The sequence below is a fragment of the Aminobacter sp. P4_H6_2 genome, from assembly GCF_056400805.1.
Map to the genome: position 1 here is coordinate 17670 of NZ_JBFUKO010000012.1, position 14280 is coordinate 31949.

A 14280-nucleotide genomic window follows, 5' to 3' on the forward strand; every position below is an offset into this window, starting at 1 on the left:
TGCTGGCGGTCGCTGCGCAGCCACCTGCGCCATTTCATATGTGGCATCAGCCCTGCAAATCCGAAATCGAGGCGCGCCGCCCGGCGGGCTGGGCCAGCCGGGCGGCGCAGTTTCTATGGTTTGGCAAGCTCGAGCGATGCCCGTGCGCTGCTTACCAGGATGGAATCAGGGCGCCCTTGAACTCGTCGTTGATGAACGACTTGATGCTTTCGTCATGGTAGGACTCGACTAGCGTCTTGACCCATGGCGCGTCCTTGTCGGCGCTGCGCACGACGATCACATTGGCATAGGGCGACTCGCTACCTTCGATTGCGATGGCGTCGTTCTTCGGATGCAGGCCCGCTTCCAGCGCGAAGTTGGTGTTGATGACCGCCGCATCGACATCGTCCAGCGAACGCGGCAGCTGGGCCGCGTCGAGTTCGGCGAACTGAATGTTCTTGGGATTTTCGGTGATGTCGGCGGGGCCCGCCTTCAGACCCACTTCCGGATTGACCTTGATGAGGCCTTCCTTGGCGAGAACCAGAAGCGCGCGACCGCCATTGGTCGGGTCGTTCGGGATGGCGACGGTTGCGCCTTCGGCGAGCTCGCCGAGGCTCTTCACCTTCTTGGAATAGACGCCCATAGGGGTGGTGATGGTCTTGCCGACGCTGACAAGGTCGAAACCGCGATCGGCGATCTGGTTGTCGAGATAGGGCTGGTGCTGGAAGGAGTTGGCGTTGAGATCGCCGTCGGCCAGCGCCTGGTTCGGTACCACGTAGTCCGAAAATTCCAGGATCTCGATGTTGAGACCATTCTTGGCGGCGACTTCCTTGACCTTTTCCATGATCTGAGCGTGCTCGCCGGGCGTAACGCCGACCTTGATGTCTTCGGCGAGCGCCGGGACGCTGATGAGGGCAGCAAGAGCCGCCGAGACGAGGAACTTCATCATAGTTTTCTCCTTGATGATGACATGACTTGGGAGGGGTTGAATCAACTCTTGCGGTTGCGCTTGTCAAAGCGACGGGCAAGGGCGTCGCCTGCGCTCTGGACGAGTTGCACGAGGACGATCAGCATCACCACAACGGCCAGCATGACTTCCGGCATAAAGCGCTGGTAACCGTAGCGGATGCCGAGATCGCCGAGGCCGCCGCCACCGACCGCGCCGACCATCGCCGAAAAGCCGATCAGGCTGACAATGGTCATAGTGAAGGCGAGCAAGATGGCCGGGCGCGCTTCGGCGAGAAGCACCTTGAAAACGATTTGCATCGGCGTCGCCCCCATGGCGCGAGCCGCTTCGATGAGCCCTTTGTCAACATCGCGTACTGCGGCCTCCACCAGGCGCGCGAAGAACGGAACTGTGGCGATGGTCAGGGGCACTATGGCCGCGGTGGTACCGATCGACGTGCCTGTCAGGAGGCGCGTGAAGGGGATAATGGCAACGACGAGGATAATGAAGGGCGTCGATCGCGCGGCGTTGACGACGAGCCCGATCGCGTGGTTGAGCGCCGGCGCGGGGAAGAGTTCGTTCCTGGCGCTGGTAGCGAGAAAGACGCCGATCGGCAGGCCGATCAGGGAGCCGATGAGGCCGGATACGGCCACCATGTGCAGCGTCTGCAGCAGCGATTTCCAGAGCACGTCGAAAAGCATCTCAGGCGACATAGCCGAGCACCTCCGTGGCAAGGCCCGTGGCCACATAAAAGCGGCTGGCGCGGTCAAGAATCTCTGGTGTCGCCGGATAGGCGACGACGAGCGTCCCGAAAGGTTCCCCCGCGATCTCCTCGATGGCACCCGCGAGGATGTTGACGTTTCCGCCAATCTCCGTGACCAGCTGCGCCGTCAGCGGCTGGAAGGCCGTCGCGCCGAAGAAGGTGAGCCGCACGAGAATGCGGTCGCCCGCCGAAGGCGCGGCCTTCACTCCGGCACGCAGCCATTCCGGCAGGGAAATGCCGRGCGTTGAGGAGAGGAGGATCTTCGTCGTCTCGTGCTTCGGAGCGGTGAAGATGTCGAAGGTCCGGCCCTGCTCGACGATTTGTCCCTTGTCGATGACGGCGACGTGCGAGGCAATGGTTTTGACTACCTCCATCTCATGGGTGATCAACAGCACCGTCAGGCCGAGATCGGCATTGATCTGCTTCAGCAGCGCCAGGATCGACTGGGTGGTTTCTGGGTCGAGCGCGGAGGTCGCCTCGTCGGAAAGCAGGAGTTTGGGCGAGGTCGCCAGCGCCCGCGCAATGCCGACGCGCTGCTTCTGCCCGCCGGAGAGTTCCGACGGATAGCGGTCGACCTTGTCGCCAAGCCCGACGAGATCAAGCAGTGGGTCGACCTTCCCTTTGATCGCGGCACGATCCAGCCCGGCGACCTCCAGCGGCAATGCGATATTGTCGAAAGCAGTACGCGAGGACAGCAGGTTGAAGTGTTGGAAGATCATCCCGACCTCGCGCCGCAGACCGCGCAGGCCAGCCTCGTTCAGCTCCCCAACCTCGGTGCCGTCCACCACCACCTTGCCCGAACTCGCCTTTTCAAGGCCGTTGACGAGCCGGATGAGCGTGGACTTGCCGGCACCGGAGCGGCCGATGATGCCGGTGATCTCCCCTCGGCCGACGGTCATGTCCACGCCATCGAGCGCGGTGAAGGATTTCGCACCGTCGCCGAAGCGCTTGGTCACGCCCTCGAACGCGACCATGGGCGCGGCTTGCGCGCGCTCATGGCGAGCCCCGTCGGCCGCTGCAATTGGCAATTTCATAATTAGCTCACGTTTTAGTCAGGTCACCCGGGCGAGATAGCATCGCCACAGCGTCATACGAAGGCGCTACGCATTCGATGACGGGTGACTAATCGTAGCATGCAATCAACCTTGATCTCGCGTGCCTGGGGCCGGCAGACGCTCCATTGCCCCGATTTGGCGGGATCCGACAGGAATGGAATTCTCAAGATCGGCCATTCAGGAGAATATCTCTGCAAAACGCCCGTTCGGGACCGTCATCCGCCGGCTGTTGCTCACCACCAACCGGCCGGAAGCGGCATCCCGCAGGATATTTCAGCCTGCAGGTAGTGGTGTTTGCGGCGCCGAGGCCGTCATCATGCGCTGCGACTTCCACCGGCCAACACATGAGGCGATGCTGTCAGCGGCTGGCTGCCGCTGAAACAAACGAAACACGCCTTCGGCGCTACAGAAAAACACCTGAAATGGAAGCGGAGTAGGACGGGAAGTGCCGCGAGTGCGGCATGTTCAACCGGCGAAACGCAATGACTGACCGCCAGGACAAAAACCTCTTGGCCGAGGCGCTGATGCGTTTTGCTCCGAAACACGAGAGTTCAAAATGCTGAAGTCAACTGCTTCGCCTGACTTTCCCGAGCGGCTCCGCGCGAGCCTCATCGGCCAAGATCACCCAGACTATGACGCGGCTCGCACGCTCTACAACGCCATGATCGACAAGCGGCCGCGCTGGATCGTCCCTTGCGCCGAGGTTGCCGACGTGGTCGCCGCCGTCAATCATGCCCGAGACAAGCAATTGCTCGTTGCCATTCGCGGCGGCGGCCACAACGGTCCGGGCTTCGGCAGTTGCGACGGCGGCATGGTCATCGACATGTCGCCGATGAAGCGGATCGATATCGATCCCGCCACGCGCACGGTCCACGTCGAGGCCGGCTGCACCCAAGGCGACGTCGACCGCGCCACCAGCGAGCACGGGCTTGCGGTCCCGGCGGGCATCGTCTCGACGACAGGCATCGCCGGACTGACGCTGGGCGGCGGCACCGGCTATCTCACGCGCAAGCACGGGCTCACCATCGACAACCTGCTTGCCGCCGAGGTCGTGCTAGCCGACGGCAGCGTTGTCACGGCAAGCAAGGACGAAAATCCGGAGCTGTTTTGGGCGCTACGCGGCGGCGGTGGCAATTTCGGCGTCGTGACGCGCTTCACATTCCAGGCGCATCCGGCGAAGGACGTTTATGCCGGGCCGATCTTCTACGACATCGCCCATGCCGCCGAGATCATGCGCTGGTATCGCGGCTTCCTGCCGAAAGCGCCGCGTGAACTCGCGATGTTCTTCGGGATCAAGACGGTGCCCTCCTGCGATCCGTTCCCGCGCGAGATCTGGGGCAAGCGGATCTGTGCGCTCATCAGCTGCTACAACGGCACCGAGGAGGACGGCATCCAGGCGATGCAGCCCGCCCGCGACGCGCTGCCCAAGCCGCTGATGGACGGCATGATGCAGGTGCCCTTCGTCGGCCTCCAGGCGTTGTTCGATCCACTGCTGCCGAAGGGGCTGCAGTGGTACTGGAAGGGCGACTATGTCGACGAGCTGTCCGATGYGGCAATCGCTGCCCATGTCGAGCACGGCTCGAAGAGCCCGAGCGAGCTGTCGCTGATGCATCTCTATCCCATCGACGGAGCGGTCCACGACGTGGCTGCTGATGCAACCGCCTGGGGTGCGCGGCGAGCCCGCTGGTCGATGGTTATCGCCGGCATCGATCCCGACCCTGGCAAGGCGCCGGAGCTGAAGCGCTGGGCTGGCGCGTATTGGGCGGCGGTGCACAAGCACAATGCGCATGGCGGCGCCTATATCAACTTCATGATGGACGATGAGGGCGAGGCGCGCGTGCGTGCCGCCTATGGCGCCAATTATGGGCGGCTCGCCGCAGCCAAGCACAAATACGATCCGAAGAACCTCTTCCGGGTCAACCAGAACATCCGGCCATAAGCCGAAGCTGAGCCTGTCCGTCCTTGGGTCCACGTCCGAGGGCGGACAGGCTTGTCGCATGAGAAAACCAGGGCCGCGTGCAGCGGCCCTGCTGTTCGCCATGCGGCGGGCGGCCGAAAATATCGGCTCTCGCAGCGCAAATCTGCACCGCGTTGCCAGGCTGGTGCCTGTGAGGGCATAACCCTTGAAATCGGTGTCGTAGGCCAACAGCGCTGCCCTCTGCACCGCTAGCGCTTCAAGCTCCGATCCGATTATTGTCACCGGCAGGTCGGTGGCTGTTCCGTGAGTCCGGTTCGCCGCCGGTCCTTCCGCGAGCTTGTCGAGCAGGTTTTTCATCTCGGTTCGATGAAGAGTAAGCCCGGACCGCATAAAAATTCGAGATGGCAAACCGCCCGCAAAGATTACAAATGCAACCGTCGGGCCGGACATTCGAAGCAGGCGAAACAAGGAACCAGGCGCGATGCCCAAGTCAAAAGCTGTTGTCACAACAAAACATGCAAGCCGCTACCTGCAGCAACTCTGCAAGCACTGGGGCCACAAATTCGAAGTCGAGTTCTCGCCTGTCCAGGGACGCATCGATCTTGGCGAAGGAAGATTGATCGATCTGAGCGCGGGCGATTCAGCCCTGACGGTCGAACTGGAGGCAGCCGACCTGCCGCGACTTGAGCAGGTCGTGGTCGACCATATCGTGCGTTTCGCGTTCCGCGAGGAATTGCATTTCGACTGGAAGCCAGTCGACCCGAACTAGGCTGACGGGTAGCGGCTTCTACTTGCCGAGGGCGAACCGGAAATTGATGCCGGCGAAGACGGCGCATTGCGGTTCGATGAAGGCGTTCGCCTTCACCTTGTCGCAGACCGGATTGCGTTTCTTACAAAACCGTATGGCCTCAGACAGGACCAGTAGACCTCGGCACCTTAGACATCTCCCTGCCGGCCAAACCTCTCGGGCCGGAAATTGTCAAAACAGCCGGACCTTCCGGCTTCCAACGGGATGATGGATATGACGAAATCTTTTGCTGTCGCTGCCTTTGCACTCGCCGCCGCTCTCGGCTCGATTCCCACTTTCGCCCTGGCTGCCACCGCTCCGGTACCGTGCGAACAGATGCTGAGCGACGTCAATGCCGCGATGAAGGCGACGAAAGCAGCCGACACCGAAAAGGCCAAGGCCGTCGACCTCAAGGGCAAGGGCCTTGAGCGCTGCAAGGCCGACGACGATGCCGGTGCCGACGCATTCTTTCAACAAGCGCTGCAGGTGCTCGGCAAATAGCGCCAGCACCTCCCCCCGCATCTTCCCCAACAGTCCCTGCAACGAGGAACAACGTCATGACGACGCGAACTAACCGTGCGCAGATGCTAAACAAGGTCCCTGCGGTCACATTCGACTTCTGGCTGATCAAGCTGCTGGCGGTGACCGTCGGCGAAACAGCCGCCGATTACATGAACCTCGACCTCGATATGGGCCTGGCGACCACATCGTGGATCCTGAGCGGTCTTCTGATCGCAGCCCTGGCCCTGCAATTCGCCCAGTTCCGCTACGTTCCGTGGATCTACTGGGTGACAGTGGTGCTGATCAGCGTCGTCGGCACGCTGGTGACGGACAATCTTGTCGACAATTTCGGCGTCAGCCTGCAAACGACGACGCTGCTCTTCAGCGTCTTGCTGGCGGCCACTTTCACGCTCTGGTACGCGTCGGAAAGGACTCTGTCGATCCACAGCATCACCACCACCAGGCGCGAAACCTTCTACTGGCTCGCGGTCTTGTTCACCTTCGCGCTCGGAACCGCCGCCGGCGATCTGACCGCCGAAGGACTGGGCCTCGGCTACCTGCAGACCGGTGTCATCTTCGGCTCGATCATCGCCGCGATCGCCTTTGCCTACTACGCGCTCAATCTGAACGGCATCCTGGCTTTCTGGCTCGCCTACATCCTGACTAGACCATGGGGCGCGTCGCTTGGCGACCTGTTTGCGCAACCGGGGGAACATGGCGGCCTCGATTTCGGAACGACCGTGACCAGCTTCATCTTCCTCGTCGGCATCGCAGCATTGATCCTGTTCATGACATTCACCCAGGCAAGCCGGAGCGGCATCAACGCAGCAGCAGGCAATGCCGCGCCTGAATGACAGGCTTTGCCTTGCGCGCTTTGTAAATCCCCGGCGGGGGCATCTCCCCCGTCGGGTCATTTGAATTCCGACCAAGCAATAGGATGGTTTGTATGCGCCCTTCGAAATCAGGTTATTACCGGCTCCAGATCGGCCTGCACTGGATGGTGGCGGCGCTGGTGCTGTTCCAATTGGTGTTCGGTGAAAGCATGACAGCGGCCGTCGACGCCATCGCCGACGGCGTCCAGGCTTCGTCCGCCGACCAGACGCTTGCATCCGCTCATTATTGGGTCGGCCTCGCGATCCTTGCACTCATCATTCTGCGGCTCGGCCTGCGCGCTACGCTAGGCGTCCCGCCGGTCGAACCGGCGGCGCCCGCCTGGATGACTCTTGCCGCCAGGGTCACTCACGTGGCCTTCTATTGCTTGCTGTTCGTCACGCCCGTCACAGGTCTGATTGCCTATTACGCCTTGCCCTGGATAGGCGATGTGCATGCCCTCGCCAAGCCGGCATTCATCGTGCTGATCGGCGTTCATGCCGCCGCTGCTTTGTTCCATCATTTCGTGCTCAAGGACGGCACGCTGCGCAGGATGCTGGCGCCTGGCGCGTCGCCTGCCTCACCGGCTTCCACGGAATGACCACGAAGTGCTATTACAGCACCCTACGACCGGCCCTATGAGGCTGATGGCTGGACGACGCGGAGCGGGGCAAGACAGCATGCGCATACTTGTCGTTGAAGACGACAGGAAGACCGCCGACTACACCGCCAGAGGGTTTTCGGAGGCAGGGCATCTCTGCGACGTCATCGGCGATGGCCAGGACGCGTTGTTTCATGCGATGCGAACCGCCTACGACGTGCTGGTCATGGACCGGATGATCCCCAATCTCGACGGGCTTTCCCTCGTCAAGGCGCTGCGTGCGGCCAATGTGAAGACGCCGGTGCTGTTTCTCACCTCGATCGGCGGGGTCGACGACCGTGTCGAAGGGCTCGAAGCCGGAGGCGACGACTATCTGGTCAAGCCTTTTGCCTTTTCCGAACTGTTGGCGCGGGTCAACGCGCTGTCGCGCCGGCCGCCGGTGCAGGATCAAAAGACCGTGCTGGCAGTCGCTGATCTCGAACTCGATGTGATCAAGCGGCGCGTCACCAGGCGCGGGCAGCCGATCGAACTGCAGCCGCGCGAGTTCAAGCTGCTCGAAATCCTGATGCGCAACGAGGGCCGCGTGCTGACCCGCACAATGCTGCTCGAGCGCGTCTGGGACCTGCATTTCGATCCCAAGACCAGTGTCGTAGAAACCCATATGAGCCGGCTTCGCGCCAAGATCGACCGTCCCTTCGACGCGCCCTTGCTGCATACCGTGCGCAACACAGGCTATAGCCTGCATGCTCCGACCTAACCTGTTTCGCAGCACGCCGTTCCGTCTGGCGCTGGGTTTCGGAACCCTGTTCGTCAGCGCCTTCCTGGCCATGGGCTTCATTGCCTACCAGTTGATGAGAACCGAGCTGTCGACCGGGCTCGACAATTCGGCGCGCGAAATCTGGGCGGTCGTCGCCGCAACCGATGCCGACGGAGACCTCGAAGACATTGTCGGCGCGGTCGACATCTATTCGCGGCTCTCCAACCCCGAGGACCGGATTTTCGTCCTGCTCGACCCCGCCGGCAAACGCCTTGCGGGCAATTTCACCAAGCCCCCCACCGCAAGCGGCCTTTCGATGCTTTCGGCCGAAGAAGCCGGACTGAGCGGCGACGGCAACTACCGCATCGTCTCCGGCAAGGTCGGCAACAACTGGCTGTCGGTGGGGCTCAGCCTCGCCGAGACGGACCGGCTGGCACTGATCGCGCTGAAAAGCATGGGTTGGGCGCTTGCCATCATCACGGTCACGGCCTTCGCGCTCAGCGCATTCCTCGCCGCCCGTATCCGCCGCCGCCTCGACAGCATCGGCGACACCATGGACGACGTCTCCAACGGCAAGCTCGGTTCGCGCATTCCGCTGACCGGCAATGGCGACGACATCGACGCTGTTTCAAGCCAGATCAATACCGCGCTGGAAAGGCTTGCGGCCCTTGTGGAGGGCATGAAGCAGGTCAGCACCGATATCGCCCATGACCTCAAGACGCCGCTCAACCGGCTCAAGATGACCATCGACACCGCCATCGGCAAAAATGAGCGAGGCAAGCCAGTCAACGAGGAACTTGATGACGCGCGCGTCGAAAGCGACCGCATCAACGAAACCTTCGATGCGCTGCTGCGCATCGCCCAGATCGAGGCAGGTTCACGCAAGGCCCGGTTCGCGGCCATCGATCTCGACGAGATCATGAGCTTCATCGCCGAAATCTACGCCGATGTCGCCGAAGACGATGGCAAGGTCCTGGCCGCCTCGGGCGACTTTAGAGGTCTTCATCCGATCTCTGGCGACCACGAATTGCTCGTCCAGATGTTCGCCAATCTTGTCGAGAACGCCATCCGCCATTGCCCCGAGGGAACGCGTATCACCATGTCGGCCAAGAATCTCGGCGACATGGTGGTCACCGAGATCTGCGACAATGGTCCCGGCATTGCGCCGGTCGAGCGCGAAAAGGTGTTCCAGCGTCTCTATCGCACCGAAAAGAGCCGCACGACGCCGGGCAGCGGGCTAGGCCTCAGCCTGGTTCGCGCCATCGCCGATCTGCATGGCGCGACACTGAAGCTCGACGACAACCATCCAGGCCTCAAGGTCACTATCGCCTTCCCCATGCGTAGTTGAAAAAGGCGGCCCGAAGTAACCGGGGCCGCCTCGTTGGCTTTTTGTTGGTGGCTTCCGCTAGGCCTGTTTTACCAGCCTGAGCAACACCAGCAGGATCACCGCGCCAATTGTGGCGTGGATGATCGCCCCGACAATGCCCGAGCCCAGGCCGATACCGATGAACGGAAACAGCCAGCCCGCGATCAGCGCGCCGACGATACCGACGACGATGTTGCCGAGCAGGCCGAAGCCGTAGCCCTTGACGAGTTGGCCCGCGAGCCAGCCGGCGACCGCACCGACGATAAGGAAGACAAGAAGGCTTTCGATACCCATTTGATCTCTCCTGGTTTAGYGCGTCGGCCCGAATACCGGCATGGGTTTTCGGAAAAATACGATGCGCAGGTTCAACGACGTCCTTTGCGTGCCCACATGGACACGCGGCGCTCCAAAATCAGGCGATGGCCGTGGTCTGGTCTTCGACGGCAGCAGTTGGTGCGTTCTTCTTGATGGATTCGATCGCCTTCAGCGCCGATGCCTTGGCCGCATAGCCTTCCGAACCGAACATCACCTCGCCGTTGGACGCCCTGAAGCGGAACCTGAACTCGCCGCCCTTGTCCTTGTAGACCTCGAACTTATACATCGCCTTGCCTCATGTTGCCGGCCCACGACTCACGCCGGTGGAAGAATCGTCGCATGATCGGGCGGCCCAAGTCCATCGTGCGCAACCTTGGCTTGTTCAGCCATCCCGGTCGGTCAGGCAGATGTGGCAGCAGCCCGAGCCGTGGCCCGGCGTCCAGGTGACATTGTCGAAGCGAATGCCGGTTGCCTCGAACAGTCCTCGGTCGAAAGCACCCGCGATCCGGCACAGCGTGGCCAGCTTGTCGTCGGCGACACCAGCGCCCACCCAGGCATCCTTGAGCGGGCAGCGCTTGACCTTGAAAGCGATGTGGCTGTCGCTGCGCTCGACATCGGTCGGATACATGCGCCCGCCATCGGGGCTGACCGCCAGAAAGGCCTCACCGATGGCGCGCGCGTCGTTGGGCCCGAACTGGGCGAAGGCCACCTCGGCGACCTCGCGGCCGCGCTTTTCGATCGCCCGCACCAGGATCGCCTCGGCCTTGTCGTCGCCGAACTCGGCGGCGAGTTCGTCCAGCATCAGCCGGTAGAGGTCGGCGCGGTTGCGAAAAGCGGCATCGAGTTCGGCGGCGAGCTTTTCGGCCCTTAAGGCGGGATCGGTCACGATGCATTCTCCTTGGCACGCGGCAGTTTGGGCGTGGCAGTAACCAGCGCCTTGCCGGTCGCGGAAGCTGGGCTTTCGATCACCGCCCGGGCCGCGCCCTGTTCGACGATCTTGCCGCCATCCATGATGGCGATGCGGTGGGCGATGGCACGCACCGCGCCGAGATCGTGCGAGATGAAAAGATAGGCGATGCCTTGGTCTTTTTGCAGATCGGCGAGCAGGCGCAGCATGTCGGCGCGCACCAGAACATCCAGCGCCGACACCGCCTCGTCGAGCACGATCAGCGACGGCTTGGTGGCAATCGCGCGTGCTATCGCCACGCGCTGGCGCTGCCCGCCCGAGATTTCGTGCACGGCGCGGCCGGCGAGTTCGGCCGACAGCCCGACGCGTTCCAGCAGCGCGGCAATCGCCTTGGGCCTCCCGCCTCTGTCGACAACACCATGAATGCGCAGCGGATCGTCGAGCAGACGCGCCACCGTCGCGCGCGGATTGAAAGCCGCCTGCGGGTCCTGGAACACCATCTGCAGCTTCGCCCACACCGCGCGCAGCGCAGCACCGCGCAGCGCCAGGAGATCTTCCCCATCGAAACGGGCGCTGCCCGCATCGGCCTCGACGAGCCGCAACAAGATGCGCGCCACCGTCGACTTGCCGCTGCCGGAGGGACCGACCAGCGCAAGTGTCTCGCCCGCCGCAATCGAAAAGCCTACGCCGTCGAGCGCGGCAAAGTTTTTGCCGCCACGCGCAAAGCATTTCGACAGGCCCGCGACCTCAAGCAGCGGCGCGGTCATGCGTCGAGCCCCAGATGCGCATCGAGCAGCGCGCGGGTGTAGTCGCTGGTGGGTGCCGCAATCAGCGATGCCGCGGTGCCCGTCTCGACCAGGCGCCCATGCCGGAACACGGCGATGCGGTCGGCGAGGTTCGCAGCCAGCGCGATGTCGTGGCTGACGAACAAAAGCGCCATGCCGTCCTCGTCGACCAGTCCCCGGATCAGCGAAACGATCTCGGCCTGCACGATGGTGTCGAGCGCGCTGGTCGCCTCGTCGGCGATCAACAGCCGTGGCCCTGCGGCAATCGCTGCTGCAATCGCCACGCGCTGTTTCTGGCCGCCGGAAAGCTGATGAGGGTAGGCTTTCGCGGTTGCCGCAGGCTCCGGCAGCTTGACCCTGTCGAGCAGTTCGACCGCCAGGCGCCGCGCTGCGGGCCATGTCATGTCGAGATTGACATGGACCACCTCGGCGACCTGGTCGCCAACATTCATGACGGGATCGAGGCTCGATGCCGGATCCTGGAAAACGAAACCGATATCGCGTCCGTTTCGCGCCACCCGCCCAAGCTCCGGCCAAGCGACGCTGCCCTCGACCTTGGCAGCGGGCGGCAAAAGCCCGGCGATGGCGCGTGCGAGCGTGCTCTTGCCCGACCCGCTTTCGCCGATGACAGCCAGCCGTTCTCCGGCATCGAGGTCCAGGTCGACACCTTCAAGCGCCAGGACATCATTGCCGTAGCGGACGCCAAGCCCGCGCACACTGAGCAGCGCCATCAGGCGTTCCCCCGCCTGGTGGCCGAACTTTCGACGATGCCTTCGCCGGCGAGGTAGACGCCGAGCACGGCGAGCACCAAGGCGATGCCCGGGATGATCGACAAGAAAGGTGCTGAGCGCAGCACCGCCCTGCCCTCCGCGATCATGCCGCCCCAGGTCACGCGGTTGGGATCGCCAAGGCCGAGGAACGACAGTGCCGCCTCGGTCAGGATCGCCGCTGCCACGATCACCGACGACAGCGCCAGCACCGGTGGCAGCGCGTTGGGCAGCACCTCGCGGAAAGCGATCTCGAGGGGATGCATGCCGATCACCCTGGCGCTGGCGACATAATCGCGTTCGCGGATCGACAGCACTTCGGCGCGCGCGATGCGCGCAGGCCCGGTCCAGGCGCTGAGCGCGATCGCCACCACGACAACGCCGAGCGAGGGCCCAACGACACTGACCAGCGCCAGCGACAGCAGGAAACCCGGCACGGTCTGGAACGCGTCGGTGATGCGCATCAGCACCTCGTCGACAAGCCCGCCGGCAAAGCCGGCGACGGTGCCGACGACACTACCGACGAGGATCGAAGCGGCGGCCGCCGCAAGCCCGACGGCAAGCGAGGTGCGGGCGCCATGAAACAGCCCGGCCAGCACGTCGCGGCCAAGCCTGTCGGTGCCGAGCGGGGTCGCCCAATCCTGAAACGGCCGCAGCAAGGCTGGACCGGCAATCGACAGCGGATCGCGTGGAAACAGCACTGGCGCTGCCAACGCCATCAACAACAGGCAGCCTAGAATGACGAAGCCGGCGACAGCCTCCGGCGATCGGGTCAAGCGGGACAGCGTCATGCGCTCACCTCGCTTGCGCCGACACGCGGATCGAGCACCGCATAAAGCAGGTCAACGACAAGGTTGATGAAGATCACCAGCACGGCACTGACCAGGATGATGCCGATGAGCAGCGGCGTGTCGCGCGCGCCGACCGCCTCCTGCGCCAGCCGGCCGAGGCCGGGAATGGAAAACACGCTTTCGATCACGACGCTGCCGCCGAGCATCGCCGCCGATTGCAGGCCAAGCATGGTGACCAGCGGCAAAAGCGCGTTGCGCGCGACGTGACGCCAGACGATGCGGCGCCGGCCGATGCCCCGGGCACGCGCGGCAAGGGTAAAATCCATCCGCCAGACCTCGGCCATGCCGGCGCGCATCATGCGCAGGTAGAGCGCGAGATAGATGATGCCGAGGCTCGTCACCGGCAGCACGAGATGTCGGGCGATATCAAGCGCGCGCGAAAAACCGGCTTTGCCCGAGGCGATGGTTTCCATGCCGGAGAGCGGCAGCCAGCGCAGCTGGACCGAGAAGACAATGGTCAGCACCAATGCCAGCCAGAAGCCGGGCACGGCATAGAGCGCCAGCGAACCGATAGACAGGAACCGGTCGCGAAAGCTGCCGGGCCGCGAGCCGGCGACGATGCCGAGTGCTGAGCCCAGGAAGAACGACAGTGCGGTCGCGCTGCCCATCAGCAAAAGCGTGTTGGGCAGCCGCTCCAGCACCACTGATAGCACCGGCCGCGAAAGGGCCACCGAGTGGCCGAGATCGAGATGCAGCAGCGACCAGAGATAGGCGGCAAGCCGCGTCGCCGGCGAAGCATCTAGCCCCCAGCTCTGGCGCAGCGCCTCGATCATACCAGCGTCGCCGCCGACCGAAGCGATATAGGCGTCGACAGCATCGCCGGGCGCTGCCTCCAGCAACAGGAACGAGCCGACGACAACGATCAGCAGCACCGGAACGCTGCCTATCAGCCGGCGCCGCAGAAGGCGAAATGCGCGGTTCATCGCGGTATCCCTCTCCCGGTTTGGGGGAGTGGCGCCACGCAATACTTCCGTTGGAAAAGCCGACCCCCACCCCTAGCCCCTCCCCACAAGGGGGAGGGGAATTCCCGCACCACTTGATGTGCCAAGACAAACAGCCACCCCATTGAAGGGCGCACGGCAGCAAGTCCCCCTCCCCCTTGTGGGGAGGGG

The 14280-nt window shown here is 63.3% G+C and carries 17 protein-coding genes; 7 read left to right on the forward strand and 10 right to left on the reverse strand.

Going from position 1 to position 14280, the window contains the following annotated elements; translation table 11 throughout:
• Positions 1-151: 151 nt before the first annotated feature.
• From AC1DUU_RS02210 to AC1DUU_RS02220, 3 genes are read right to left on the reverse strand one after another with little or no spacing between them, the layout of a single operon-like run.
• Positions 152-928: a MetQ/NlpA family ABC transporter substrate-binding protein gene (locus AC1DUU_RS02210; protein ID WP_476781776.1), complete on the reverse strand. Its 777-nt coding sequence runs from the start codon at positions 926-928 to the stop codon at positions 152-154.
• Between the two features lie 41 nt (positions 929-969).
• Entirely contained in the window at positions 970-1638 is a 669-nt protein-coding gene (locus AC1DUU_RS02215) for a methionine ABC transporter permease (RefSeq protein WP_476781777.1), read from the reverse strand.
• Positions 1628-2662: a methionine ABC transporter ATP-binding protein gene (locus AC1DUU_RS02220; protein WP_476781778.1), complete on the reverse strand. Its 1035-nt coding sequence runs from the start codon at positions 2660-2662 to the stop codon at positions 1628-1630. Before AC1DUU_RS02220 ends, AC1DUU_RS02215 begins: the two co-directional genes overlap by 11 nt.
• Positions 2663-3299: 637 nt before the next feature.
• On the opposite strand from AC1DUU_RS02220, the gene AC1DUU_RS02225 reads away from it, so the two are divergent.
• The 7 genes from AC1DUU_RS02225 (at position 3300) to AC1DUU_RS02255 (ending at position 9525) form a co-directional block, all read left to right on the forward strand.
• Complete coding sequence (locus AC1DUU_RS02225; RefSeq protein ID WP_476781779.1) at positions 3300-4682, forward strand: FAD-binding oxidoreductase; 1383 nt, start codon at positions 3300-3302, stop codon at positions 4680-4682.
• A 460-nt stretch (positions 4683-5142) separates the two neighbouring features.
• Entirely contained in the window at positions 5143-5430 is a 288-nt protein-coding gene (locus AC1DUU_RS02230) for a DUF2218 domain-containing protein (RefSeq protein WP_476781780.1), read from the forward strand.
• Positions 5431-5682: 252 nt separating this feature from the next.
• Entirely contained in the window at positions 5683-5949 is a 267-nt protein-coding gene (locus AC1DUU_RS02235) for a hypothetical protein (RefSeq protein WP_476781781.1), read from the forward strand.
• Positions 5950-6005: 56 nt separating this feature from the next.
• Positions 6006-6803 carry a COG4705 family protein gene (locus AC1DUU_RS02240; RefSeq protein WP_476781782.1) on the forward strand — a complete coding sequence of 266 codons (798 nt, stop codon included), beginning with the start codon at positions 6006-6008 and terminating at the stop codon, positions 6801-6803.
• 92 nt (positions 6804-6895) lie between these two features.
• A complete protein-coding gene (locus AC1DUU_RS02245; protein WP_476781783.1) occupies positions 6896-7420 on the forward strand; it encodes a cytochrome b in 525 nt (174 codons plus the stop codon).
• Positions 7421-7499: 79 nt separating this feature from the next.
• Positions 7500-8177, forward strand: a complete 678-nt coding sequence (locus AC1DUU_RS02250) for a winged helix-turn-helix domain-containing protein (protein ID WP_476781784.1) — start codon at positions 7500-7502, stop codon at positions 8175-8177.
• A complete protein-coding gene (locus AC1DUU_RS02255) occupies positions 8164-9525 on the forward strand; it encodes a sensor histidine kinase (RefSeq protein ID WP_476781785.1) in 1362 nt (453 codons plus the stop codon). The genes AC1DUU_RS02250 and AC1DUU_RS02255 overlap by 14 nt, the downstream gene beginning before the upstream one ends.
• Before the next feature lie 57 nt (positions 9526-9582).
• On the opposite strand, the gene AC1DUU_RS02260 is transcribed toward AC1DUU_RS02255, so the two are convergent.
• From AC1DUU_RS02260 to AC1DUU_RS02290, 7 genes are all read right to left on the reverse strand, one after another.
• Complete coding sequence (locus AC1DUU_RS02260) at positions 9583-9837, reverse strand: GlsB/YeaQ/YmgE family stress response membrane protein (RefSeq protein WP_476781786.1); 255 nt, start codon at positions 9835-9837, stop codon at positions 9583-9585.
• 118 nt (positions 9838-9955) lie between these two features.
• Entirely contained in the window at positions 9956-10144 is a 189-nt protein-coding gene (locus AC1DUU_RS02265; RefSeq protein ID WP_476781787.1) for a YegP family protein, read from the reverse strand.
• Between the two features lie 96 nt (positions 10145-10240).
• On the reverse strand, positions 10241-10744 hold the full coding sequence (locus AC1DUU_RS02270; RefSeq protein WP_476781788.1) for an L-2-amino-thiazoline-4-carboxylic acid hydrolase: 504 nt from the start codon (positions 10742-10744) through the stop codon (positions 10241-10243).
• Positions 10741-11532: an ATP-binding cassette domain-containing protein gene (locus tag AC1DUU_RS02275; RefSeq protein WP_476781789.1), complete on the reverse strand. Its 792-nt coding sequence runs from the start codon at positions 11530-11532 to the stop codon at positions 10741-10743. The genes AC1DUU_RS02270 and AC1DUU_RS02275 overlap by 4 nt, the downstream gene beginning before the upstream one ends.
• Positions 11529-12284 (reverse strand): ABC transporter ATP-binding protein, encoded by a 756-nt coding sequence (locus AC1DUU_RS02280; protein ID WP_476781793.1) that lies wholly within the window; start codon positions 12282-12284, stop codon positions 11529-11531. The genes AC1DUU_RS02275 and AC1DUU_RS02280 overlap by 4 nt, the downstream gene beginning before the upstream one ends.
• A complete protein-coding gene (locus AC1DUU_RS02285; RefSeq protein ID WP_476781790.1) occupies positions 12281-13108 on the reverse strand; it encodes an ABC transporter permease in 828 nt (275 codons plus the stop codon). Before AC1DUU_RS02285 ends, AC1DUU_RS02280 begins: the two co-directional genes overlap by 4 nt.
• On the reverse strand, positions 13105-14091 hold the full coding sequence (locus tag AC1DUU_RS02290) for an ABC transporter permease (RefSeq protein ID WP_476781791.1): 987 nt from the start codon (positions 14089-14091) through the stop codon (positions 13105-13107). The genes AC1DUU_RS02285 and AC1DUU_RS02290 overlap by 4 nt, the downstream gene beginning before the upstream one ends.
• Positions 14092-14280 lie beyond the last annotated feature (189 nt).